The sequence below is a fragment of the Thiorhodococcus minor genome (assembly GCF_010820565.1).
Taxonomy (GTDB): Bacteria; Pseudomonadota; Gammaproteobacteria; order Chromatiales; family Chromatiaceae; genus Thiorhodococcus; species Thiorhodococcus minor.
Window position 1 is genome coordinate 1 of sequence record NZ_JAAIJQ010000094.1, and the last position, 20,010, is coordinate 20,010.

At 66.8% G+C, this 20,010-nt stretch carries 25 protein-coding genes; 10 read left to right on the forward strand and 15 right to left on the reverse strand.

The features are described 5' to 3' along the window. Positions 1–103: 103 nt before the first annotated feature. From G3446_RS21880 to traL, 9 genes are all read right to left on the reverse strand, one after another. On the reverse strand, positions 104–436 hold the full coding sequence (locus tag G3446_RS21880; RefSeq protein ID WP_164455289.1) for an RRXRR domain-containing protein: 333 nt from the start codon (positions 434–436) through the stop codon (positions 104–106). Positions 437–525: 89 nt separating this feature from the next. Next, a complete protein-coding gene (traA, locus tag G3446_RS21885; RefSeq protein WP_164455291.1) occupies positions 526–852 on the reverse strand; it encodes a TraA family conjugative transfer protein in 327 nt (108 codons plus the stop codon). A 23-nt stretch (positions 853–875) separates the two neighbouring features. Continuing rightward, entirely contained in the window at positions 876–1,619 is a 744-nt protein-coding gene (locus G3446_RS21890) for a TraV family lipoprotein (protein WP_164455293.1), read from the reverse strand. Beyond that, positions 1,616–2,206 (reverse strand): thioredoxin domain-containing protein, encoded by a 591-nt coding sequence (locus G3446_RS21895; RefSeq protein ID WP_209262568.1) that lies wholly within the window; start codon positions 2,204–2,206, stop codon positions 1,616–1,618. The genes G3446_RS21890 and G3446_RS21895 overlap by 4 nt, the downstream gene beginning before the upstream one ends. 9 nt (positions 2,207–2,215) lie before the next feature. Continuing rightward, positions 2,216–2,389 (reverse strand): hypothetical protein, encoded by a 174-nt coding sequence (locus tag G3446_RS27710; RefSeq protein WP_209262569.1) that lies wholly within the window; start codon positions 2,387–2,389, stop codon positions 2,216–2,218. Then, entirely contained in the window at positions 2,389–3,729 is a 1,341-nt protein-coding gene (locus G3446_RS21900; RefSeq protein WP_245232684.1) for a TraB/VirB10 family protein, read from the reverse strand. The genes G3446_RS27710 and G3446_RS21900 overlap by 1 nt, the downstream gene beginning before the upstream one ends. A 9-nt stretch (positions 3,730–3,738) precedes the next feature. Continuing rightward, positions 3,739–4,698 carry a TraK domain-containing protein gene (locus G3446_RS21905; protein ID WP_164455296.1) on the reverse strand — a complete coding sequence of 320 codons (960 nt, stop codon included), beginning with the start codon at positions 4,696–4,698 and terminating at the stop codon, positions 3,739–3,741. 35 nt (positions 4,699–4,733) lie between these two features. After that, positions 4,734–5,351: a TraE/TraK family type IV conjugative transfer system protein gene (locus G3446_RS21910; RefSeq protein ID WP_164455298.1), complete on the reverse strand. Its 618-nt coding sequence runs from the start codon at positions 5,349–5,351 to the stop codon at positions 4,734–4,736. A gap of 10 nt (positions 5,352–5,361) precedes the next feature. Then, a complete protein-coding gene (gene traL, locus G3446_RS21915; RefSeq protein WP_164455300.1) occupies positions 5,362–5,643 on the reverse strand; it encodes a type IV conjugative transfer system protein TraL in 282 nt (93 codons plus the stop codon). A 409-nt stretch (positions 5,644–6,052) separates the two neighbouring features. On the opposite strand from traL, the gene G3446_RS21920 reads away from it, so the two are divergent. Genes G3446_RS21920 through G3446_RS21930 form a run of 3 tightly spaced genes read left to right on the forward strand, consistent with a single transcriptional unit; the run spans position 6,053 to position 7,347 of the window. Continuing rightward, a complete protein-coding gene (locus tag G3446_RS21920; RefSeq protein ID WP_164455302.1) occupies positions 6,053–6,331 on the forward strand; it encodes a type II toxin-antitoxin system RelE/ParE family toxin in 279 nt (92 codons plus the stop codon). 30 nt (positions 6,332–6,361) lie between these two features. Continuing rightward, a complete protein-coding gene (locus G3446_RS21925) occupies positions 6,362–6,649 on the forward strand; it encodes a HigA family addiction module antitoxin (protein ID WP_425338421.1) in 288 nt (95 codons plus the stop codon). Between the two features lie 5 nt (positions 6,650–6,654). Further along, positions 6,655–7,347 carry a Tn3 family transposase gene (locus G3446_RS21930; RefSeq protein WP_164455306.1) on the forward strand — a complete coding sequence of 231 codons (693 nt, stop codon included), beginning with the start codon at positions 6,655–6,657 and terminating at the stop codon, positions 7,345–7,347. Positions 7,348–7,376: 29 nt separating this feature from the next. Here G3446_RS21930 and G3446_RS29270 read toward each other — a convergent pair whose 3' ends face one another. Further along, positions 7,377–7,898 (reverse strand): hypothetical protein, encoded by a 522-nt coding sequence (locus tag G3446_RS29270; protein WP_425338420.1) that lies wholly within the window; start codon positions 7,896–7,898, stop codon positions 7,377–7,379. Between the two features lie 278 nt (positions 7,899–8,176). Here G3446_RS29270 and G3446_RS21940 point away from each other — a divergent pair, with 278 nt between their 5' ends. The 4 genes from G3446_RS21940 to G3446_RS21955 are packed head-to-tail and all read left to right on the forward strand — an operon-like array spanning position 8,177 to position 9,800. Further along, a complete protein-coding gene (locus tag G3446_RS21940; protein ID WP_164455308.1) occupies positions 8,177–8,329 on the forward strand; it encodes a multidrug transporter in 153 nt (50 codons plus the stop codon). A gap of 44 nt (positions 8,330–8,373) precedes the next feature. After that, positions 8,374–8,658, forward strand: coding sequence for a DUF3892 domain-containing protein (locus tag G3446_RS21945; RefSeq protein WP_164455310.1), 285 nt, complete (start codon positions 8,374–8,376; stop codon positions 8,656–8,658). After that, positions 8,659–9,594 carry a restriction endonuclease gene (locus G3446_RS21950; RefSeq protein ID WP_164455312.1) on the forward strand — a complete coding sequence of 312 codons (936 nt, stop codon included), beginning with the start codon at positions 8,659–8,661 and terminating at the stop codon, positions 9,592–9,594. It abuts the gene before it with no gap. 5 nt (positions 9,595–9,599) lie between these two features. Continuing rightward, positions 9,600–9,800, forward strand: coding sequence for an ArdC-like ssDNA-binding domain-containing protein (locus tag G3446_RS21955; protein ID WP_209262570.1), 201 nt, complete (start codon positions 9,600–9,602; stop codon positions 9,798–9,800). Between the two features lie 125 nt (positions 9,801–9,925). Here the strand turns inward: G3446_RS21955 and G3446_RS21960 are convergent, their stop codons facing one another. From G3446_RS21960 to mobH, 3 genes are read right to left on the reverse strand one after another with little or no spacing between them, the layout of a single operon-like run. Then, entirely contained in the window at positions 9,926–10,558 is a 633-nt protein-coding gene (locus G3446_RS21960) for an IncC plasmid conjugative DNA transfer DtrJ family protein (RefSeq protein ID WP_245232685.1), read from the reverse strand. Between the two features lie 2 nt (positions 10,559–10,560). Beyond that, positions 10,561–12,426, reverse strand: coding sequence for a conjugative transfer system coupling protein TraD (gene traD / locus G3446_RS21965; protein ID WP_245232686.1), 1,866 nt, complete (start codon positions 12,424–12,426; stop codon positions 10,561–10,563). Continuing rightward, the gene (mobH, locus tag G3446_RS21970) at positions 12,416–14,518 is read right to left on the reverse strand and encodes a MobH family relaxase (RefSeq protein ID WP_164455314.1); all 2,103 of its coding nucleotides are present in this window, start codon (positions 14,516–14,518) and stop codon (positions 12,416–12,418) included. The genes traD and mobH overlap by 11 nt, the downstream gene beginning before the upstream one ends. A 569-nt stretch (positions 14,519–15,087) precedes the next feature. Between mobH and lexA the strand changes: the two genes are divergently transcribed. Both lexA and G3446_RS21985 read left to right on the forward strand, forming a co-directional pair. Next, entirely contained in the window at positions 15,088–15,546 is a 459-nt protein-coding gene (gene lexA / locus G3446_RS21980) for a transcriptional repressor LexA (RefSeq protein ID WP_164455316.1), read from the forward strand. A 233-nt stretch (positions 15,547–15,779) separates the two neighbouring features. After that, positions 15,780–16,205 carry a globin domain-containing protein gene (locus G3446_RS21985; protein ID WP_164455318.1) on the forward strand — a complete coding sequence of 142 codons (426 nt, stop codon included), beginning with the start codon at positions 15,780–15,782 and terminating at the stop codon, positions 16,203–16,205. Positions 16,206–16,423: 218 nt separating this feature from the next. On the opposite strand, the gene G3446_RS21990 is transcribed toward G3446_RS21985, so the two are convergent. Next, complete coding sequence (locus G3446_RS21990) at positions 16,424–17,281, reverse strand: NmrA family NAD(P)-binding protein (RefSeq protein WP_209262571.1); 858 nt, start codon at positions 17,279–17,281, stop codon at positions 16,424–16,426. A gap of 38 nt (positions 17,282–17,319) precedes the next feature. On the opposite strand from G3446_RS21990, the gene G3446_RS21995 reads away from it, so the two are divergent. Then, complete coding sequence (locus tag G3446_RS21995; RefSeq protein ID WP_209262572.1) at positions 17,320–18,342, forward strand: AraC family transcriptional regulator; 1,023 nt, start codon at positions 17,320–17,322, stop codon at positions 18,340–18,342. A 611-nt stretch (positions 18,343–18,953) separates the two neighbouring features. Here G3446_RS21995 and G3446_RS22000 read toward each other — a convergent pair. Then, entirely contained in the window at positions 18,954–19,877 is a 924-nt protein-coding gene (locus tag G3446_RS22000) for a hypothetical protein (protein ID WP_164455325.1), read from the reverse strand. Between the last annotated feature and the right edge of the window lie 133 nt (positions 19,878–20,010).

Here is a 20,010-nt window from a genome sequence, read left to right on the forward strand (position 1 = left end):
AAGGCGAGGCTCTGATCGTCGAGCAGGAAGATGCCCTGCTCGGGGTCGCAGGCCAGGGTCGGGAAGAGTGCAGAGGCCCGCTCGCCCTGGAAGCGGCGCTCGCTCATCCCTCGCGCCCCGAGGCGTTGCGATCGGCCTTCCCCGTCGCCGGGGCGGGCGCGACGACGCGATGCAGCTGCAGCAGGAGCGGATCGCTCGAGAGCACCCGCGCGCGTTTGCGCCGCAGCAGCTCGCGCGCCCGTGCCGGGTGACAGGGCTTGAGCAGCCGGCGATTGGCGTCGCACACCAGCACTGGGGTGCGCCCCTGCACCCGGGTCAGGGCCTGGTCGAGGAAGCGATCGCGCGCCTCGGGCGACAGCTCGGCCAGTGCGGCGAACAGGGCCTTGGGCACCGACAGGTAGTGGCGGGTCTCGGGCAAGGGGCAGCACAGGGACATGACGGTCCTCTCTGAGTCCGTGGGGTGGGCCGTTTCCGGCCCGGTCTCGGCCGGGAGTGGCCGGTGGCGCTGTGAAGGCGCAGGAGAGATCAGGCGAGCGGCAGCGTCGCGCTGAAGAGGGTGTTAATGATGTTCGGCGCGACCAGCATCCCGACCCCGGCCGAGACGCCAACCACGAAGCCCATGATCGACTGGCGCATGACGCCGGCGACCAGACCGACCAGGATGAAGGCGACCGCGATCACCTTGCCGAGCAGGCCGGTCATCCAGCCGGTCAGGAGTGTGTAGACCTCCTGGAACTCGGTGCCGGTGGTGTCACCGGTGCCGGAGCTCGCGGCCGCGATCATGGGGGCAAGAGTCAACACTAGAAACAGGATGCGGCCGGCCAGGTGCTGTCTGTCATGAGACGTCATCATCAGGGTGTCCTCTGTCGGTTCGATCAATTCAAGGAGCGCCAGGGCTCGCCGGTCGCGGAGGGGCAGTGCTCGCCGACGCACGTCGGTTGGCGACGCGGGGGCGCGGAGGTGTCTCCGCCGCCCGGCACGACGCGCTGCTCGACCTGCAAGGGCTTGAGCAAGGCATTGGAGAAGCGGTCCGGCCCGGCGGCGAGGCTCCAGGTGCGCGGGGCGATCTCGGTGAAGACGTAACCGCTCGCGTGCAGGTCGGCGTTCTCGTCCTCCCAGGGCGCGAGCCAGAGACGCATGACCTGCGCAGGCACCCGCAGCGGGATGGGGTCGCGCGAGCGGGGCAGGAGCAGGTCGTCCTCGGCCACCATCGACGGAGCATCCAAAGGTGGTTCGTTGGGGCGCGGGCCATCATCGTGCGGACCCTCCACCGGACTCGCTGCGACGGTGAACAGATCTTCGTCCTCACCAAAGAACCCGGACGAAGCGCGGCTCCGCTTCGCCGCGGCCAGGATTGGGCGGCGCGGCAGCTCGCCGGACGACTCTCGATCCGGCGCACGCTCCCAGTCGGGTGGCTGGAGCGCATCGGTCGCATTGGTCAGGTCGTAGACCCGTGAAGCCGGCAGACAGAGCGGGTCGCTCGGATGCCCCTTGCAGCCGAAGCGCTTCTCACCGATCGCCAGCGAGCCGCAGCCGCTGGTCAGCAGGCTGCCGCCCAGGAGCAACAGGGTCAGGACACCTCGGGCGCGGCCGAGGCGAGGGAGGATCGGTTCGCTCATGGTGCGTCTCCGGTGAGCCAGGCCAGCAGATCGGTCGGCGCCCCCGCGTGCAGGCGTCCGTCCGGGGCGATCAGGAAGGGCACCTGGGTGATACCGAGCAGTTGGGCGGTGACCAGGGCACGTTGAAGGGCACCCTGGCCGCAGGTGCCCTCGGCGGCCGGCAAAGCGTCGAGCGCCTGCGTCACGAGGGCCTTGATCGCGCCCGCTGCATCCCGCTCGGCCAAACAGTTGAGCCGGACTACCGTGCTGACGGACGCCTTGCCCAGCACCCCAAGCGGGATGAGGCGAAAGCGATAGGACGCCCTCTGCGATGGCGACAGCGCCTGGAGCTGATCGAGCAGCGCGGCGCACTGCGGACACTGGGGATCGAGAAAGACCCAGACCTCCTCGGCGCCCTCCCCCAGGTCCAGCGCCCCCAGGTCAGCGGGATCGAGCTTGAGGCGCGTGCGGTCGATCCGCCCCATCAGCCGGTCGGCGTCGGCGAGCGAGCTCAGACGCTCCCCATGCCAGAGGTCGATGGCCGGACCCAGGAAGGCATAGCGCCCGTTCGTCGAGACGAAGAAGACCCGCTCGCCCGACTGGACCATCTGGACGCCTTACACCGGGAGCCGACGCATCCCCTCGATGCCCTGCATAAGCTGGGCGATGTCGTCAGGCTCGCCAGCCGGCGTCTTCGGGTCTGGACCGCCGGCCATCGCCAACGAAAGCCCCGTCAACAGGATCAGAGCCAGGACGGCGCGTCTCACCATAGCGTCCGTGCGATTCGCCATCAGCGCCCTCCTCCCCGCCGCCCACCGCGGCGCGTCTGTGTCTGGGCCAGTTGCAGGGACGCCCCACGATTGAGGATCACCTCGATCGAACGCCCGGCGTCGACCTCGATCACCGGAAAGATGTTCTCGGCCATGTCGAGGTAGTACTGGGCGAGGCGATCGAGCGCCTTGCCGGTACCGGTGATGGCCGCGGCCTGCGCCGAGTCGACGGAGAGGACGTCCTGGTACTGCACCTTTCCGTCGCTGGTCGTGGTGATGGTCGTCACCGAGGACTTGTTGAAGACATCGGAGACCCCTTCCAGAAAGGCGACCTGCATCGCGCGGGCGATGACCTGGCCCTGCTTGGAGACCAGCCGCCCGCGTAGCCCGACCTTGCCGTCCTCGCCGACCGCATAGCCGTCGACCGGGACTTCAATCACGCCGCCGTCGCGGCGCACGCAGGTGATGACCTCGGTGCGCAGAAAGGCCCGTTCGCTCGAGAGCTCGCCATAGCCGGCGACGGTGATGAAGCACTCACGCACATCGGCCTGAAAGCGGTTGGGCAGGATGGCGGTGTGCTTCAAACGGACCAGGGCCGGATAGGGGTCACGGCGCGCCTGGCGTCCGGTCGGGGCGTCCATGCCGGAGAGCAGGACCCCGCGCAGAAGGCTGCCGGCAGGGATCATGATGGCGGTGTCCGCGGGATCGCCGGCCGGCTGGGTGGTCGCAGACGCCGCGGCCTTGGTCGCCGATGCCTGCTCGACCAGGCGAATCGTCAGCGGGCCGTTGGCCCGCGTCGACTGCGCCGCTGGCCGCGGACTGAGCGTGCTGAGCGGAGAAGCGGCCTTGGGCTCAAACAGCGCCGGATCGTCCAGGGCCGGTGGCTTGGCGGAGCGCGGATTCTTCAGTTCTGACGCGACTGGCTCAGGCGGTTTGGTCGACGCTGGTGGCGCTGACGCTGGCACGGTCGGACGCGCCTCCAGCTCCTCGCGCAGCCGGGTGATCTCTTGCTGGAGGGACTGGATCTCGGTCTGCTGGGATTGGCGCAGCTGCTCGACCTGGCGGTTGAGGGTGGCCGCCTCGCCGGGGCCGCGCTGACGCTCGCGGGCGGTCGCCTGAGCCAGCTCGCGCTCAAGCTGGGCGAGGCGATTGGCCAGACCGTCGATGCCGAGGGCGCGCGGATCGGCGTCCGTGAGCAGGTGCCGGGTGAGGCGCTCACGGGCCTGCTCGGCGCGGGTGCGCGGTGTGGTCGGCTCGTCCAGGGCGATCACCGCGATCAGCGCGACCGCACCCAGCACGGCGCCGATCAGCAGCCAGCGCCGCAGGCCTGGCGAGAGCCGCTCCCAGGTTTCGGTGGGCATCACCGGCATCTAGCGGCCTCCCGCGCGGCGCAGCGACGGACGCTCCGGGCGGCGCTCCTCCGGCGTCGGACGCCGCACGGCGACATAGAGCTCCACCTGCTCGCCCGGGGCCAGCCAGACCCGCGGCCAGGCGGCCACCGCGACCGTGTCCCCGTCGAGGTCGGCATGACAGGCGCGCTCCTCGATCTCCAGCTCGGCGTCGCTGGTGTTGCGCGCGAGCGCGGTGACTAGCCAGAGGTCGCCGCCTTCGAGGACCTGACCCCGCCGGGTCTCGAGGCCGAGCTGGACGCAGGTCACCGTCTCCTGGCGCCGGGCCTGACGCAAGCCATAGCCCTCGGGGATCTCCTCGCGCGCCAGGGCGCGCATGGCCTCGGTGAGGGCCGTGACGTAGTCGGGTGCGGCGGCGCTGGCCGGTGCGGAGGGCGGTGCCATCGGGCTCGGGTCGGGCAGCGGATCGGTCAGGACCAAGCGGATCTCGCGCGGCGGGATGCGCCGCGGGGCGAGCGTCAGGGACAGGGCGTGATTGGGGTCCGAGGCATCGCTCACGAAGAGGGTCACCGGCGCCTCGCTCGCGGTCGCGACATAGATCGCCGAGCCGTCGACGCTGGTGCTGGCGTCGGAGACGGTGCGCACCTGCGGATTCGGGAAGGGGGTGAGGAGGCGGTTGAGATGATCGACAGCGATCTCGAGGATGAGGTTGACGCCGATGGTCGCCTGCACCGTCATGGGACCGACCTCGAGGTAGGCCGGCGTCTGCGTAGACGGCTCGGCCTTCACCCGCAGGAAGCGCCCGCCAACATCTTCCGGGCGCAGGGTTCGCTCACCGGCCAGCACAGCGTCCGGGATCGGCGGCAGCGCGATGCCCGGGTCCTCGGGCTGGGCCAGGACAGCATTGACACTACCCAGCGCCAGGACGAGGGTCGTCACCCGTCGATGGAGTGCGAAGCGAAACAAGCGGCAGCGCGTCATGGCTTGGGTCCTTGGTCTATCCGCTGAATGAGCGGTCACGGAGCGGTAGGCGCCGAGACGGTCGCACCGGCTGGGTCCGCTCCGCGCCCCTGGCGCTCACGCGCATCCTGATAGGCGTCCAGGTGCGTGATGAGCGGGCGGTAGTGGCGGAAGGCGACCTGGACCTCGTAGGTCCGCGGTCGTGTCACTGGGTCGGCGCCGGGACCGGTGATGACCTGCTTGCCGCTGATGCGCACCCGATCGCTGGCGGCCTCGTACTGGACCAGCTCGGGGGCGAAGCGCACGCTCACCCGGTCGCGCTGGAGCGCCTCGACCTGGTCGTCGAGGATCGCGGCGACGGCGCGGCGCAGATTCGGGCTCAGCAGCGGCTCCAAGGTCTGGCGCAAGAAGGGCGCATTGGTCGGGGTGACGTTGCCGAGCAGCTCGGTGACGAAGAGGCCCCAGGCCTCCTTGACCTCCTGGCTCGCCGAGGCACGCGCGACATTGACCTGGCTCTCGAGGATCGGCGGCACCAGGACGACGGTGCGCTCGGCTTGCAGCAGCGCGATCAGGCTGAGCAGGTTGGTGGCAAGCAGCGCGATCAAGACCCCGCGGTGGAAGCGGTTCTCCGTCACCAGGCGCTGCCAAGTCTGGCGGAAGCGCACCAGGTTCATGCCCACGGCCTCATGGCAGATAGCGCCGCACGAATGGATTGGGCGTGGTGCGATGCCCCATCGGCATGAGGCCGATCCAGTAGAGCGCGTGCAGGGCATAGCCGTCGGCACGGCTCTCGCGGAAGCGGCCGTAGAGGCGCACGCTCACCAGGCCGAGCAGGATGAAGATCAGCGGCTGATTGACCAGGATGCCGATCACCAGGACCAGGAAGAAGGGCGTGACATCGTCGATGCGCCAGAACAGCAGGTTCGGCGGATCATCGACGTGACGGGGCAGCTCCAGGGTGGACATCGGGGTCGCGCGCTCCGGTCGGGACAGTCGCTGTGGTGCGCGAAACGATGCCGCCTTTCGCGAGCGGCGTCAGCAAACAACGGTGATCCGGGCAGGTACCGTTCTTTCGGCAGTGGGCAGTGGGCAGTGGGCAGTGGGCAGTGGGCAGTGGGCAGTGGGCAGTGGGCAGTGGGCAGGAGCGTCACGGGATCAGGGGCGGCGCGCAAGAGGACCGAATGAGCGCACTGGAGACGGCGGGGCGCGGTGAGGGAACAGAGCAGATCGCGCGATTCTCGATCTACTCCCACTGTCGCTCAGTGGTCCGTGTGCAACCAGCGGCCGGCAGGTCTCCAAGAGCGGAGACCTTGAGGAGGCCAAGCAACGTGGAATCCGCTTGACGTATTACGCTGCGCGGAACACTATCCACCTCATGATCAAGTCGTTTCGCTGCAAAGCCACCGCGAAGCTGTTTGCCGGCGAGTCGCCGCGCCAGTTCCGAGCGTTCCAGTCGGTCGCTGAGCGCAAGCTCACCCAACTGCATGCGGCGACGACACTCGACTTCCTTCGCAGCCCGCCCGGAAATCGCCTGGAAGCGCTGAGCGGTGACCGCGCGGGACAGCACAGCATCCGCATCAACGAGCAGTGGCGGCTGTGCTTCGTCTGGCGAGACGGCGATGCGTTCGATGTCGAGATCGTGGACTACCACTGAGGAGATCCAACCATGACACCCACCAACGCCATGCGCCCGGTGCATCCGGGTGAAATTCTGCGCGAGGACTTTCTCGCCCCTTTGGGCATGAGCGTGAACGCCCTGGCCGTGGCACTACGCGTGCCGGCGACGCGACTGCATGAGATCGTCAAGGAGCGCCGCGCCATCTCGCCCGATACTGCGCTGCGCCTGGCCCGCTACTTCGGCGGCGATGCGCAGTCCTGGCTGAACCTACAATCTAGCTTCGATCTGCGTCGCGCGGAACTGGAATCGCGCGCGGCGATCGAGCGCGAGGTGATCCCGCGCGAGGCGGCGTGAGATCATTGGTCGTTCCCACGAACGCCCGCGTTCTTTCGTCGGTATCCACGCCGACCGAGGGACGCGTTGTGCGGGACGGATTGCAACGACGCAAGAACTGGACCCGCCGCCCGCTTGAGCCGGTCATTGTGCGGGACATCTCGATGGAGCCGATTAGCGCCGGCTGGGACGAGTTCTCGCGGCTTGTCGCCTCCGTGGAGGCCGGGACGCTCTCAGACTTACTGGCACTGGAGCGCTTTGGCGCGGACTCGCGCGCCGATCCCATTCACGCGTGTGGCAGTGCATTAGGCCGCCTGTTTCTGAGCATCTTTCTCTGCGACTTCGTCAGCAATGAGCCCTTCCGGCGCGAGTTGCTGCGCGTCCTCGATCGCGGGGAGGCGACGCATCGACTCTTGCGTGCCATCCACTACGGAAACATTCCTGCAGCCCGCGGTCGCCGGCGCGAAGAACTCTCCGCCATCTCCGGCTCACTGACCTTGCTGAGCAACATCACGATGGCCTGGATGACGCATCACATGCAAGGCGTCCTCGATCGCTGGAAACACGACGAGGGGCGTCGCATCGAGCGCGATATCCTCCGACACATTGGTCCTGCGCATTTCGAAGGGGTCACTTTCCGTGGGCAATTCGATTTTCCGCTGAGCCGGTATCAGGAGCGACTGCTCCCCAAAGCCGCGCGTCTGCATCAAGGGCCGTAGCGGATTCGCGGTGCTCCAGAGGACGTCTCTCACCGAGCGCCATCGCGTTTTCGAGCAGCAAGCTCCTGATATAACTCAGAAAAACACTGATCAGAAATCGCAAGCCATTGAAATAGATCGATTTCCTTAGCGAGACTTTCCGCACGGTTTGCACGCCCTAGCCATGTCGGACTGGGAGGGCTCGGCGACGCCCGAGGGGTGGTTGTGGGCCAGGATGCAGGCGGCGGCGTTGAAGTGGATGACGGACTTGACCACCTCGCGCGGGTGGACGCTGGCCCCGTCGATGGTCCCCCGGAACAGCTACTCGAAGGCAATGACGCGGTGGCGGTTTCGAGCCACAGTGCGCAGAAGACCTCGCACTCCCGGTGTCCGAGCTTCACTTTCAGGAAATCCCGCGCGGCCTCCGGGCTGATGAGCGGTGCGCCCCGCGCCATGCGCCGGTCCATCTCCCGCATGGCGGCCTCGATGATCTCCTCGCCCGTGGCCATCCGGTAGCGGCCGTTCTCCTCCTTGACCATCAGCGCGCGGAAATTGAACTCCGTTTGCAGCATCCGTTCATGGTTCCTTTCCGTAAGACGTCTCTCTCCCTTGTCATAGCGCGATCCGCGTGTGAAGCCAAGAGTTCATTGATTGACACTTAAAAGGACGTTTAAGGACGGTTTAAGCGAAGTCATTAGCCTAGTAAAAGGTTTGGAATATTCTTCTTGACATGCTCAGACAGTCACCTGTCAGGTCGCATTGACAGAATAGATGCACAATATGTTGTGGTTGACTTGCTGAGAGTTGCGCATATACTGTGTCGTACACACAAATCGAAGGGTGATTTCCTATGGCTTCCAAGAACAGCCATCCCGGCCACCGCGACTCCCGCACCGGCCGGTTCACGACCGAGAAGTACGCCAAGCGCCATCCGGCGACCACACAGCGCGAGAGCATCCCCAATCCCGGCCGTGGCGATACGGGTCGGGGCAAGCGGAAATGATGGCGTTTTCCATGTCTTGAGGAGATACACACAGGAAGCATTTCATGTCAGATCATCAGGTAACCTGCATAAACAAGAGCGATCGCTACAATCCTCATGAGCGGATCACACATATCGGCGGGAAGAATCAGGACGGAACACCCTGGAAACTTACACAGGAACAGGCGATTGAGGGAGTCGAATCAGGAAAGTGGAGGTTCTGGGTTAGTGTCGGAGGCCATAGTGTATGGGTCGTTGTTGCGATGAGCGCCTATGGAAACAAGTATCTCAAGACCCAGAACGATGGTGAGCATCCCAACAACCTTCTGAGCCTTCCCGAGTGCCGCTAATTGAAAAGACCAACGTCGCTGGAAATCCTTGAGCAGGAGGCTGAGCGCAGCGCTTCGCTCCTGGGCTTTAATGAAACTGAGAGCCTCGAACGTCTTGCCGCGATGGCCGGTGCCACGACCGCTGCGCCTTGGGACGCCTTGACCGATCCGCTGACAGATCGGATCAACGAGATAATGCAGGAGCAGGAAGCAACGCGCGACCTGCTGGAGAACAGGCTGCCGCAGGAATGGCTGGACATGGTTCATGGCCGCTCGTCTCTGGAGGCAGCGTTATCGTCGAGTATCCATGGGCCGTTTCCAGAGCTGGCGTCCTTGGGAAGCACCTACGAGATGCTTCAGGATTCCGTGGACGCCATCCGGCGGCAGGCGCTGGACCATGTCGCCGGTTCCTTCCCGTTTGCGCTGTTCGATCCCGAAGCTTACCCGGACGAGGAATATGAGACCGTAGAGGAAAAGCAGGACATTAAGCCTCCGGAAGAGCTGCACTCTCGGCTCATACAGGTCAGGTTTCTGCCCATCCAGCTTTTCGATGCCATCCGGCAATCGCCGGAGGTGATGCACGGATTGGAGCCGCACCAATTCGAGGAGCTGATCGCGGAGTTGCTCTCCCGTCTTGGATTCGAGGATATAGTGCTGACGCCGCGTTCCGGCGACGGGGGGCGTGATGTGATTGCGACCGTCTACACCGCCGGGGTGCCGATCCTGATGGCGTTCGAGTGCAAGCGCTACGGCCCGGACAACAAGATCGGGCCGGAGACCTTGCGGACCCTCCTCGGCACCATTACGCACGGGCCGACCAGGGCATCCAAGGGGGTTCTGGTCACCACATCGAGCTTTACGACGGGCGCGCGGGATTTCATGGTGGCCGAGCCGACGATCAGCGGCCGGGACTTCGCGGGAATCGTGGAGTGGCTCCGTAAGACAGGAAGACGATAGAGCAGGTGGCCACCGCCCGCCAATCGGGCTTGCGTCCGCCCCTGGCACCAGCCCTGGAACGCCGCGCACGCGGCCGGCAAGATCCCCGCCCGCTGCGGCACAACGGCCAGCCCTATCACGGGATCAACGTCATCATGCTCTGGTTCGAGGCCATGGTGTCGGGCTACACCGACGCCGAGCGAATGATACTGTTTCCTGATTATTAACCAAGCTCAGCTCATCCAAGCGCCGAACGGGGAAAACGGGGACGTACCACGAAATCAGATAACAACCCATCGGGCACGACGCAGAGCGTGGAGTTCGAAATCAGGCGAGCGCGAACAATCCTGACTCACAACTGCTTGGGCAGATGCGTGATACCTGTCCCGATCAGCCGCACCGCGATCAGGGCCAAGAGCGGAATCTCGCAGGGATGCAGCGGCAGCGGAAGCAATAGGGCCAACAGCAGGCCGCTCATCACCAGCGCCAAACCGGCCTGACTCACCTGGCGGGCCACAGGGCTGGGATAGTCGAAGCCAAGCTGACGAATCCGCCAGCGCCAGTGGCCGTCGAGCACGCCGACGATGAGGAGCAGCCCGAGCGCCGGCCCCCAAGCCGTGAGCAGGGCGACGCGCAGACAGACGAGCTCGACCAGCCGGGCCGCAGCCTTCTTCCGATCGGCAAGCCAAGCCGGGCTCAGACCATCCGTGAGCGCGGCGACCGCGCTTCCGGTCCCCAGCTTCTCAGGCCCCCTTGGAAGCACATCCAGCGGCGCGGCTGACCACCGCTGCGCCAGCTCCACCACCGCCGCTGCACTCCGCGCCCCGAGCGCCTGCCGAGCCCAGGCCCGCTCGACCGTCGCGACCCGCTCCAGCCACGCCGTCGGCACCCACAACAGGATCAGGATGACCATCGCGAGCAGGACGAGCACGAAGACGAGCCCACCCGCGCCGACCGGTCTCCGCGCCTCGCCAGGATCGGGCATGCTCAGTCGCCCAACCCCTGCGCGTCGAGCCCGTGAGTTCCCCTCCCCGCCTGGTATCCGTCCGACACCGGCGGCGACCCGCTGGACGCGCCCAGAATCGGCAGCCGCCCCTTGACGATGCGCCCGCCGGCCAGCCTGGCGATGTAGTGGAGGTTCGGCAGCATCCCGAGCAGCGCCGGCTGGAACAGCTCGCTCACCTCCTCGCGCAGTTGTTGACCGACGTTGCCCGAGTGCAGCAGCGGGTTGCGCTGGGTGGAGGTGGCCTGGGTGTGGATCAGGGTCTTGAGCCGGGCCTTGGGCAGACTGGCGGTGACGTACTCCTGGGTCTCGCTATCGAGGACGCGGAGTGCAATGAGGGTGTTGAGGTTGCCGAGCACCTGACGCGCCTTGGCCGCGCTGCCGGTGCGGGCGGCAAAGTCGGCGAAGGTCTGGGTAGCGATGGTCAGCCGCAGCCCCGCGCCGCGGCCCTTGTTCAGCAGTTGGATCAGGGGATCGTTGACGATCTCGGCGGCCTCGTCGACGAAGACATTCACCGGGCGGTGCTGGACGCTGTAGTTGTAGCGATCGCCGGCCACGGCGGCCAAGTCGGCGATGAGGATAGAGCCGATGGCGGCCCCGACCATGCCGTCGGAGAGTGCATCCAGTCCGATGTAGGCGACCTGGGCGCGCTCGATGATCCGGGCCATCGCCGTGATGGGACGCGGGTCCGCGGGATCATCGCTGTCCGGCGAGAGCAGCGGCCCCAACGCGCCAGCGGTGAGCATGTTGAGCACCGGCAGCAGGCTCGCGACCATCTTCGAGAAATGCACCCGGTCGTGCTCGAAGAGTGAGACCAGCCCGTCGATCACCGTCGACGGATGCTGGGTGCGGACCTCCTGGTAGAAGCGCACCAGGCCGCGCGCCTTGGCGGTGGCGTCATGAGCCTTGCCCAGATAGCGCGCCGCACGTCCCTCCCAACCGGGGATCTGCGCATCGAAGACGCGCCTGAGCACCCGCACCAGCAGGCTCTCGACCCCACCCTCGAGATAGCGGCGCAGGTTGACCAGATTGGGCCGCTCGCCGGCGGTAATCAGCCCGCCGATGACATGCGAGAGCGCCATCTGGGCAAAGCTCTTGAAGGGGTCGTTGCCGGTGACGCTCGGCATGATGGCGGCGATGCGGCTGGCCAGCTCGGTGGCGCGGTTGAAGCTGTAGAGGGGATCGATACGGTGACTGCGATCCGGGAAGGCCGGATGGAAGCTCACGAAGCGCTGCGGCTCGCCCTGTCGCATGCAGGCGCGCCGGGCGGAGGCCTGCAGCTCCCGGTCGCCCTTGGGATCGAGGATCACCACCGCCTCGCCGCGCGTAACGGCCTGGGCGACCAGCAGCTCGAGCAGACGGGTCTTGCCCGACCCGGTGGTGCCCACGATCAGCAGATGTCCCGCGCTGTGCGCCACGGGCAGCCAGACCGGGGCCTCGCGAGCGTTCAGTCCATGCAGCCAATGGGCACCCAGCTCCGGATGGGCTGGCACGATCCGCTCGGGGCCGACCCGGATCAGATCCAGGGCGAGCTGGGCATGCTCGGCGTTCCAGTCGAAGCCCCAGCCGAGCCAGAGGTCCGCGGGGCGGCGTGCGCACTCGCGGGCCAGGCGCTCCGGTGCCAGGAAGGCGAGTGGCTGTCCGGCGAGGCGCGCCCGGCGCTGGCTGGGACGCAGGGCCGCGGGCAGCCAGCGCAGGCCGAGCAGAATGGCGAGCACCGAAATGACTTGAAAGGGTCGCTGATGCAGCGGCCAGAGATCGCAGAGACAGGCCGCGAGCAGCCCGATACCCAGCCAGGTCGCGAGCGCCGCCAGCTCGAAGTTGGGCCGCCAGGGTGGGTTATAGGCCAAGGGTCAGGATGCCCTTCTCGATCGGACGCGCATTCGGCAGCCGCTCGAGGGCGCGGCGCAGGGCGGTCTCGGAAAGGCTGGCGCGGCGGGCGCCGTCGAGGATGGGACCGCGCAAGGCAATGGAGAGGGCACCGGGGCGCTCGGTGATGGAGCCCAGCGTTGGATCGCGAGCGAGGAGACGTTGGCGGATGGTGCGGGCGTAGTCGGTCGCGCTCAGGGGTGGGCGTGCCGGCGTGTCCGTCTGGGACGCAAGCGCCGCAGCGACGGGCGCCTCATGGGCGTCCGGCTCGGACAGGCGTGGCTCAGGCGGAGGCGAGGCGACCGCGGAAGCGCCCAGCCCCAAGGCGACCAACCGCCGCGACACGCCACGGGTCAGCCAGACGCCGGAGACGCCGGCGTGGTCGCGGACCTTGAGCAGCGGGCGCAGCGGGTCGCGCTCGATCCAGTCGCGAGCGACAAAGGCGTCGAGGACCTCGGCGACTGGCTTTTCCCAGCCGGCCAGCCCCTGGGGATAGGGCAAGAACACCTTGCCCTGAATCAGGCTCGGGTGGGTATCGGCCGTGAGTCGGTCCTCCTCGAGAGCCTCGGCGAGGGCGATCAGGAAGTCCCCGGCCGGACCCTCTCGGCTCAGCCACTCACGCGCCTGGTCGCGCTCGGAGGGCGCGGCCGGTGCAGGCGTCTCGGTCTTGGCCACGCTGTCTGGAGCGCCTTCGGTTGAAGCGCCCTCCCCTGTTTCGGGCTGGGTGTGCGCCTCTGGGATCTGCGTCGATGGAGCGGTCGCTTCCCGCACGGCACCCGCACCTTCTTGGATGAGCCTCGCCGAGTCCGACTCAGACGGCACCGCGACCAAAGGCGTGGCCGGCGGCACGACTCCCGAAAAGAGCAGCTCCGAGCGTGTCAGACGCAGAAAGCTCAGCTCCACCGGCGGCTCGCGGGTCAGCAGGGCCGGGGCCAGTCGCCAATAGCGCGCCGCAGGCACGCCCTCACCCAGCGGCCGCGCCTGCGCCAGATGACGCTCGATCAGGATGTCCGCCAGGGTGTCCGGATCGCGCGGGATGCCTGGGATGCGCTCGCTGGCGAGCCGCTGCACGATGGCTTCGGCGCAGGCCGGCCAGACCAGATGAACCTGGTTGGGCGGGAAGATCCACACCCGCGCCCCGGGCACGTTGACCGTCCAGGTCCCGTCGCGCAGCAGGGTGCGCATGGTGTCGATCAAATAGCGCTCGATCGGAACGCCGAGCGAGAGGGCGTCCGGGTCGAGACGGTTCTCGCGCAGGTCCTGGGCAACGCTCACCTGATCGGCCTCGCGCATCAGTTGACCGATCAGCGCCTGGCCGTCGATCCCGGCCAGCACCCGGCCGAGGGTGAGCCAGACGAACGGGTCAGGGTCCATCAGCCAGAGCCGCACCGGGCGGGTCAGCAGTTGGGGAAGCACGGCGCTGGTGAAACCTTCGTGGCCGTGATGGACGCGCTGGGTGGTCCAGCGCAGGAAGTAACGGTCGATGCCGTGCGCGCTGGCCCACTCGACCAGGGTCTCGTCGAGCGGCTGCCAGCGGTGGGTGCCGCTGCGATCCACCACCGAGAGATCGGCGACCGGCTTACCGACATCATGCAGCAGCCCGGCGATGGCAGCGGCCAGATGCCAGCGCGGCTCGAGAATGCGCCGCTCCTCCGGGAGTCGATCGAGGGCGAAGAGCCGGCCGCGACTGGCGCGGGCGGCCTGGAAGGCGACCTCGAGGCCGTGCCGGAAGAGCCCACCCGCACCACGATGGTGATGGGTCTCGGAGGCGGGCAGCAGATGGACGAAGGCGGCGTAGCGCTCGATCAGGGGGAGGACGAGCGTCTGGTAGTCCGCGTCGCGGAAGGCCAAGGCCTCCTGCAGGTCGGCGATGAGAGGGCGCTGGGTGGCGAGGATCTGGGCGGTGGAGGCGACGGGCAGGCCCTTGAGGAAGGGCGGATAACGGGGGATCTCCGGAACGGGCTCGCGATCGGAGCGTTTTGCGGAGGTCAGAGACCCGGTCACGGTCCCCGTATCGCCCGTCGCGCGAAAGGCACGCCAGGCGGCACGGCAGCGGGCAGTGAGGCTGGGCATAGTCGTGCGCGCTTCGGCCTTGGGGGATCACCGGAAGCAGGTATCCAAGCATGCCGGTGCCCGAGGGGCGAGCGAGAACGGTGAATGGGCGCTTTACCGTTGCTCTGAGAAAACCCGCGACTGTTGGGATCACCGTTTCAGCCGGCGCCAACGCGCATCGGCGCGTAGGCTCATCGGCCACACAGACGCGGGTCCGATGGCATGGTCAATCGTACGTCCTCTCTGCTGGCGCTCGGCGCACTCCTGGTCAGCGGCTGCGCGACACCGCCGCCGCCCACGCCAGGCCCGGTCGCCGCGGCACGCCTGCCCTTCCCCACCTACGTCACCCATGCGTCAGCGGTCGCCTTGGGTGGCGCCAGTTGGCGTGGCGGTCACACCGAACATGCGCTCGATTCCGATGGACAAGCATGCGGGATCGGCCTAGATGGGCGCGCGCACTGCTCGCGGTCGACGCCCGATCCGTTGCCGGCCGCGCCCCAGGCCACACCCCAGGTGTCGCCGCTCCCTCGCCCGATCGCTAGACTTCGGCCAAGCCCTTGGGACAGCCGGTGCTGTCTGCCTGAGGAGTTATGATCCCGCCCATCTACCTGATCAATCGCCGCACCCATCTGACCTGGACGCCGATCGCTGCACCCTCCGAGACCGAGGCCGGGGTGGATCTGCCGTTGCTTGGCTCGGTCAGCGCCGGCCAGCCGATCGAGGCCGTCGAGGCGCCCGAAACCCTCTGCGTTCCGGCGACGATGGCGCGCAAGGAGAGCTTCGCGCTGCGGGTGCGCGGACAGTCGATGGTCGGGGACCAGATCGAGGATGGCGACCTCATCGTCGTTGAGCAGCGTCCGACGGCCGAGAACGGCGACACCGTGGTCGCTCTGATCCAGGGTGGGCAGGTCACGCTCAAGCGCTTCTATGCCGAGGCCGGGCGGATTCGCCTCCAGCCGGCCAATCCTGAGGTCGCGCCGCTGGAGCTCGACCCGGGTGACATCGAGATCCTCGGCGTAGTCACCGGACTGGTGCGTATGACCGGGTGAGATCGAGCACGCGCCGGGGGCGACCGCGACCTGGACTCCCTGAGACGGACCCGCGACCGAGGGCTGTGCACTGACGGCGGCTGAGCGGCGGACGACCCGAGTCGCAGCCCTGCCCAATCGCCTCGCGCGCGCTCAGCCTTGACCCCAGGCGCCGCCGCCGGCTAGCGTCCGCCTTCCAGCGCTGATCCTGGTCTGGTAAGGCCGAAACACCGCAGAGCCCCGAAGAGCATCCGATGACCCCGCAAGCGACCGCCCTCGTCCGCGCCTCCTGGGCCAAGATCAAGCCACTCGCCGAGCCGACCGCGCGACACTTCTACGACCGCCTCTTTGCGCTCTACCCAGAGACTCAGCCATTGTTTCAAGCCGATATGGCCGAGCAGCACCGCAAGTTCGCGGCGATGCTCGATACGGTGGTCGATGCGCTCGACGACCTCGATGCCCTGCTGCCAGCACTCGAGGATCTCGGCGCCCAGCACGCCTGCTACGGCGTCACCGACCCCGACTACGACAAGATGGCCAGTGCCTTGCTGTGGTCGCTGAGTGAGGCGCTCGGCGAGGACTTCACGCCGGAGGTCCGGGCCGCCTGGAGCGAGGTCTACTCGGCCGTGGCGGAGGCGATGCAGGAAGGCGCCGCCGCGCAGCGCGCCCCCTGTCCCTGATCGCCACGACGCCACCGATGTCGCGAGCGGCTCGCTGAGCCAGCTGCGCCTCACCTCGGCTTCACGCGCTGCTTCCCTCCCGATCGCGCGGCGGTTGCGAATTCGGGGGTCCCCGCGCGCTCGCGCGACGGGACTCAGCCAGCGCCTGTGAAGAAGACGCCGCCCGCCCTGGCCGCGGCTCGGGGCGCAGAGGGCCGTCGAGACCTCGGCAAGGGCACTCATGCCGCCACCGCGTCCCGATCCCAAACACCGGCCGCCGCCGTGGCACGGGCGTAGCCTCGAAAATCGCGCGGCGCTCGCCCGAGTGCGCGCGCGACCCCGTCGCTGAGCGAGGCGTTGCGACCGCCGAGCACCTGCGCCGCCAGTTGGGCGATGGCATCGCTCACATCCCCAGGAAGACCCTCCACGGTGAGCGCCTGGGCGAAGTCCTCCGGCAGCACCGGCGCATAGCGAATCGGACGCCCAACGGCGGCGCTGATCTCCGCGGCCACCTCCGCGAGCGACATCAGACGCGGGCCGGTGAGCTCGTAGAGCTGGCCGAGATGGCGATCGTCCGTCAGGGCCGCAAAGACCACGTCGGCGATGTCTTCGGCATCGACGAAGGGCTCCAGCGTTTCCTCGCCCGGCATGGCGAGCACCCCTTGGCGCACCGCGCCGAGGAGCAGGTCCTCGAAGTTCTGATTGAAGAAGGCGCAGCGCACGATCGTGCAGTCCGCGCCCGAGGTTTGGACGCGCCGCTCGGCCACCTGGGCGCCGGCCTCGCCGCGTCCGGAGAGCAGGATCAGGCGGCGCACCCCGCGTGCGACCGCAAAATCGGCGAAGGCACCGACGGTCTCGGCGGCGCCGGGCAGCGCCAGGTCGGGGTGGAAGGTGATGTAGGCCGCTGAGACACCGCTGAGAGCCGGCTCCCAGGTCTCCGGGCCCTCCCAATCGAAGCGGGTCTCGGCCGAGCGCGAGGCGGGACGCACGCGCATCCCGGCGGCGATGAGCCGCTCGGTGACGCAGCGTCCAGTCTTGCCGTTCGCGCCAATGACGAGTGTCGTTCCAGTCTGGGCGGCGGTTGCGTGCGTGGTCACGGGTGGTCTCCTCTGAGGGTTGATCGAAGCAGCCTCTGTTGGAGACAAGTCTGGACGCCGCGGCACGCTTGGCCCATGGCTCAGCCGCTCAGCGTCATACGCCATCGTCTAAGCTTGCGGACATGGATGCCTTTACCAGCTTGCTCGGCGGCCCACGCGCCCGCGATGCCTTCGCGCTGCGGGCCAGCCTGTCGCCCCCCTGGTCGCTGCGGGTCCTGGCCGAGTCACCGCTGACCCTGCTGGCCGTGGTGCGCGGTCACGCCTGGGTGATGCCCGATGCAGGGGCGCCCGTGCGGCTGGGTGTGGGCGACGTGGCGGTGACCCGCGGTCCCGACCACTACAGCGTCGCCGACGATCCGGGCACGCCGACCACAGTGGTGATCCATCCGGGCCAGCATTGCCGCTCGCCGGAAGGCGAATCCCTGTCGGAGCAAATGACGCTCGGCATCAGGACCTGGGGCAATGATCCCGAGGGCGAGACGCTGATGCTGGTGGTGGCCTATGAGGCGACGGGCGACATCAGTGCGCGGCTGCGCCAGGCGCTGCCGCCGCTCCTATCGCTGACGCAGGAGCAATGGCGCTCGCCCTTGATCGCGCTGCTGTGCGACGAGATGGGCGAGGACCGACCCGGTCAGGCCGCCGTACTCGACCGCCTGCCGGATCTGCTGCTAACGGCAGTGCTGCGCAGCTGGTTCGACGGGGCCGGGCCTGCCGCCTCCGGGGCATTACCGCCGCAGGCCGATCCGGTGGTGGGCCGTGCCTTGCAGTTGCTGCACGAAGCCCCGGCGCAGCCCTGGACGCTGGCCAGCCTTGCGCAGCGGCTCGGGGTCTCGCGGGCCGCCCTCGCGCGGCGCTTCCAGGCGGTGGTCGGCCAGCCGCCCATGACCTTCCTCACTGAATGGCGCCTCGCGCTCGCCGCGGATCTGCTCGGCGCGCCGAAGGCGACGGTGGGCTCGGTGGCCACCGCCGTTGGCTACAGCACCCCCTATGCGCTGAGCAGCGCCTTCAAGCGGGTGCGCGGCATCAGCCCGAGCGAGCATCGCGCCCGCATCATTGCCTGAGCGGGGCGGAGACGCCCATGGGGGTGATCGTCTGTTCCGTCATGACCGACAGGAACGGGAAGCAAGGTTGGAGCGCGCGTCAGTGGCTCAACTTGAGAACAGTCACTTCCAGGTGACCGATCTGCGGCAACAAGGCCCAGCAGCCGCGAACCGGAGATCGTGCACCGAAGTCTTCACCGCGTTGCGATGCGCTCAGCGCCGCACGGAGAAGGGTCGGAGGGCGAACCGGCGAAGCCAAAGAAGTCAGCGCAAGCGCTGTCCGGTCTTTGTCTCAGTGACAGCAGCCGACCCATTGCTGCCTTAGAGTTCGCGAGCGTCGTTGCCCACCGCTGTCGCGAAGCGAACGTCACCCTCAACGTCTGCGATCTGGTACGGATCGCAAAAGCCGACGCTCCACAAAAGCGATCGCCCCGAATGGTTAATTCGGGATCGGGGTTTGCAACTTGCTGTTTGGATCAGCGGCTAGACGTGATCCCGGTGTCACGCCCCGCGCCTCGGGCCGTGCACCCGCTACCAGCTAACACGGACCCTGCTCCACCGCTCAATCGATGTAACCCAAGCTCTCATCTCGCGTCATCTGCCACTGCTGTGAGGCTTAGTGGCTTCTCGGGCTAACATCGGTCTAGCAGCCCCTCAAATAGGCCATCGATATCGAAACGATCAGACGCGTTTTCGCTTTTGCCTAACCGATCAACATTCTGATCCTCTTCGTCCTCGGGATCGCCCTCTAGAGCATTCGCCTCGGCCACCAACTTCTCGTACATCGATTCGACGGGCCAAGACATCAGTTCACCGAACTCACGGAGGCTATCTGCTTCCGCACGCACAATGTCTGGTTCATCCGTGATGTCCGGAATAATCTCGACCAAACGTGTCGCCAGATGCTGAAAACGGTTGCGCAACTCGTCAGGCAAATCAGAACTTACGGTCGTGACGGCGCGATACAGAACCACAACCGTTTCGATCCAGGAAACCGGAAGCTCATGGTCTGCGAGCAGTCCAAATGCCGCTTCGCGCAAACATCTCTCGGATGCCATCTTGTCGTGGCCAACCCAACCGCTGTCCTCGGCAATCCATTTCTGCAGCTGCAGCACGCTATACACGACATTCTCGTCCGCTGCGAGTTCATTGACAATTGCTTGCCATCCGAGCGTCGTTAGGACCTTTTCTCGAAGATGCTGAGTGTACTCATCGTCTATTCTCGCCGCCCCTTTGATCGCCAATTGAACCTGGGCCACCTCGGCAGCGGCAGGTCTATGTCGCGACCAATATGTCCTTGGCGTTTTCAAAGATCCAAAAATAATGCGCCGTAGCCTGCCATTAGGCTTGCCGTTGAACGACTTGCCTTTCTCTCGCAGAGTTGCCCAAAGTCCCATCGAAGCCGAGTCATGATTTGAATTCTGAACGCTCTTGAGAACCGTCCTTGCCTGACTGACTGTCGCAACTGCTTTGGCAACCGACGCCAATGCGTAAGGATCAAACAATACCTTCCGCTCCACAAATTCCTCTATTGATGGATTTTGGAATGAGATCACATGCGTCTCCTTGCCTCGCCCACCCGAAATCGGGTACCAATTGGTATCAACGAAGCTGGCTCTCCCGTTTGCTCTGGGGTTGTGATATCTTTAAAATCAATGGCTTGCCTGCTGCTTTCCGCTAGAACCCTAT

Bases quoted from the DNA above. Each gene is read 5' to 3' on its own strand.
- G3446_RS21880 (WP_164455289.1), bottom strand. From the start codon at position 436: ATGTCCCTGTGCTGCCCCTTGCCCGAGACCCGCCACTACCTGTCGGTG.
- traA (WP_164455291.1), bottom strand. From the start codon at position 852: ATGATGACGTCTCATGACAGACAGCACCTGGCCGGCCGCATCCTGTTT.
- G3446_RS21890 (WP_164455293.1), bottom strand. From the start codon at position 1,619: ATGAGCGAACCGATCCTCCCTCGCCTCGGCCGCGCCCGAGGTGTCCTG.
- G3446_RS21895 (WP_209262568.1), bottom strand. From the start codon at position 2,206: ATGGTCCAGTCGGGCGAGCGGGTCTTCTTCGTCTCGACGAACGGGCGC.
- G3446_RS27710 (WP_209262569.1), bottom strand. From the start codon at position 2,389: ATGGCGAATCGCACGGACGCTATGGTGAGACGCGCCGTCCTGGCTCTG.
- G3446_RS21900 (WP_245232684.1), bottom strand. From the start codon at position 3,729: ATGCCCACCGAAACCTGGGAGCGGCTCTCGCCAGGCCTGCGGCGCTGG.
- G3446_RS21905 (WP_164455296.1), bottom strand. From the start codon at position 4,698: ATGACGCGCTGCCGCTTGTTTCGCTTCGCACTCCATCGACGGGTGACG.
- G3446_RS21910 (WP_164455298.1), bottom strand. From the start codon at position 5,351: ATGAACCTGGTGCGCTTCCGCCAGACTTGGCAGCGCCTGGTGACGGAG.
- traL (WP_164455300.1), bottom strand. From the start codon at position 5,643: ATGTCCACCCTGGAGCTGCCCCGTCACGTCGATGATCCGCCGAACCTG.
- G3446_RS21920 (WP_164455302.1), top strand. From the start codon at position 6,053: ATGATCAAGTCGTTTCGCTGCAAAGCCACCGCGAAGCTGTTTGCCGGC.
- G3446_RS21925 (WP_425338421.1), top strand. From the start codon at position 6,362: ATGCGCCCGGTGCATCCGGGTGAAATTCTGCGCGAGGACTTTCTCGCC.
- G3446_RS29270 (WP_425338420.1), bottom strand. From the start codon at position 7,898: ATGCTGCAAACGGAGTTCAATTTCCGCGCGCTGATGGTCAAGGAGGAG.
- G3446_RS21940 (WP_164455308.1), top strand. From the start codon at position 8,177: ATGGCTTCCAAGAACAGCCATCCCGGCCACCGCGACTCCCGCACCGGC.
- G3446_RS21945 (WP_164455310.1), top strand. From the start codon at position 8,374: ATGTCAGATCATCAGGTAACCTGCATAAACAAGAGCGATCGCTACAAT.
- G3446_RS21960 (WP_245232685.1), bottom strand. From the start codon at position 10,558: ATGCCCGATCCTGGCGAGGCGCGGAGACCGGTCGGCGCGGGTGGGCTC.
- mobH (WP_164455314.1), bottom strand. From the start codon at position 14,518: ATGCCCAGCCTCACTGCCCGCTGCCGTGCCGCCTGGCGTGCCTTTCGC.
- lexA (WP_164455316.1), top strand. From the start codon at position 15,088: ATGATCCCGCCCATCTACCTGATCAATCGCCGCACCCATCTGACCTGG.
- G3446_RS21985 (WP_164455318.1), top strand. From the start codon at position 15,780: ATGACCCCGCAAGCGACCGCCCTCGTCCGCGCCTCCTGGGCCAAGATC.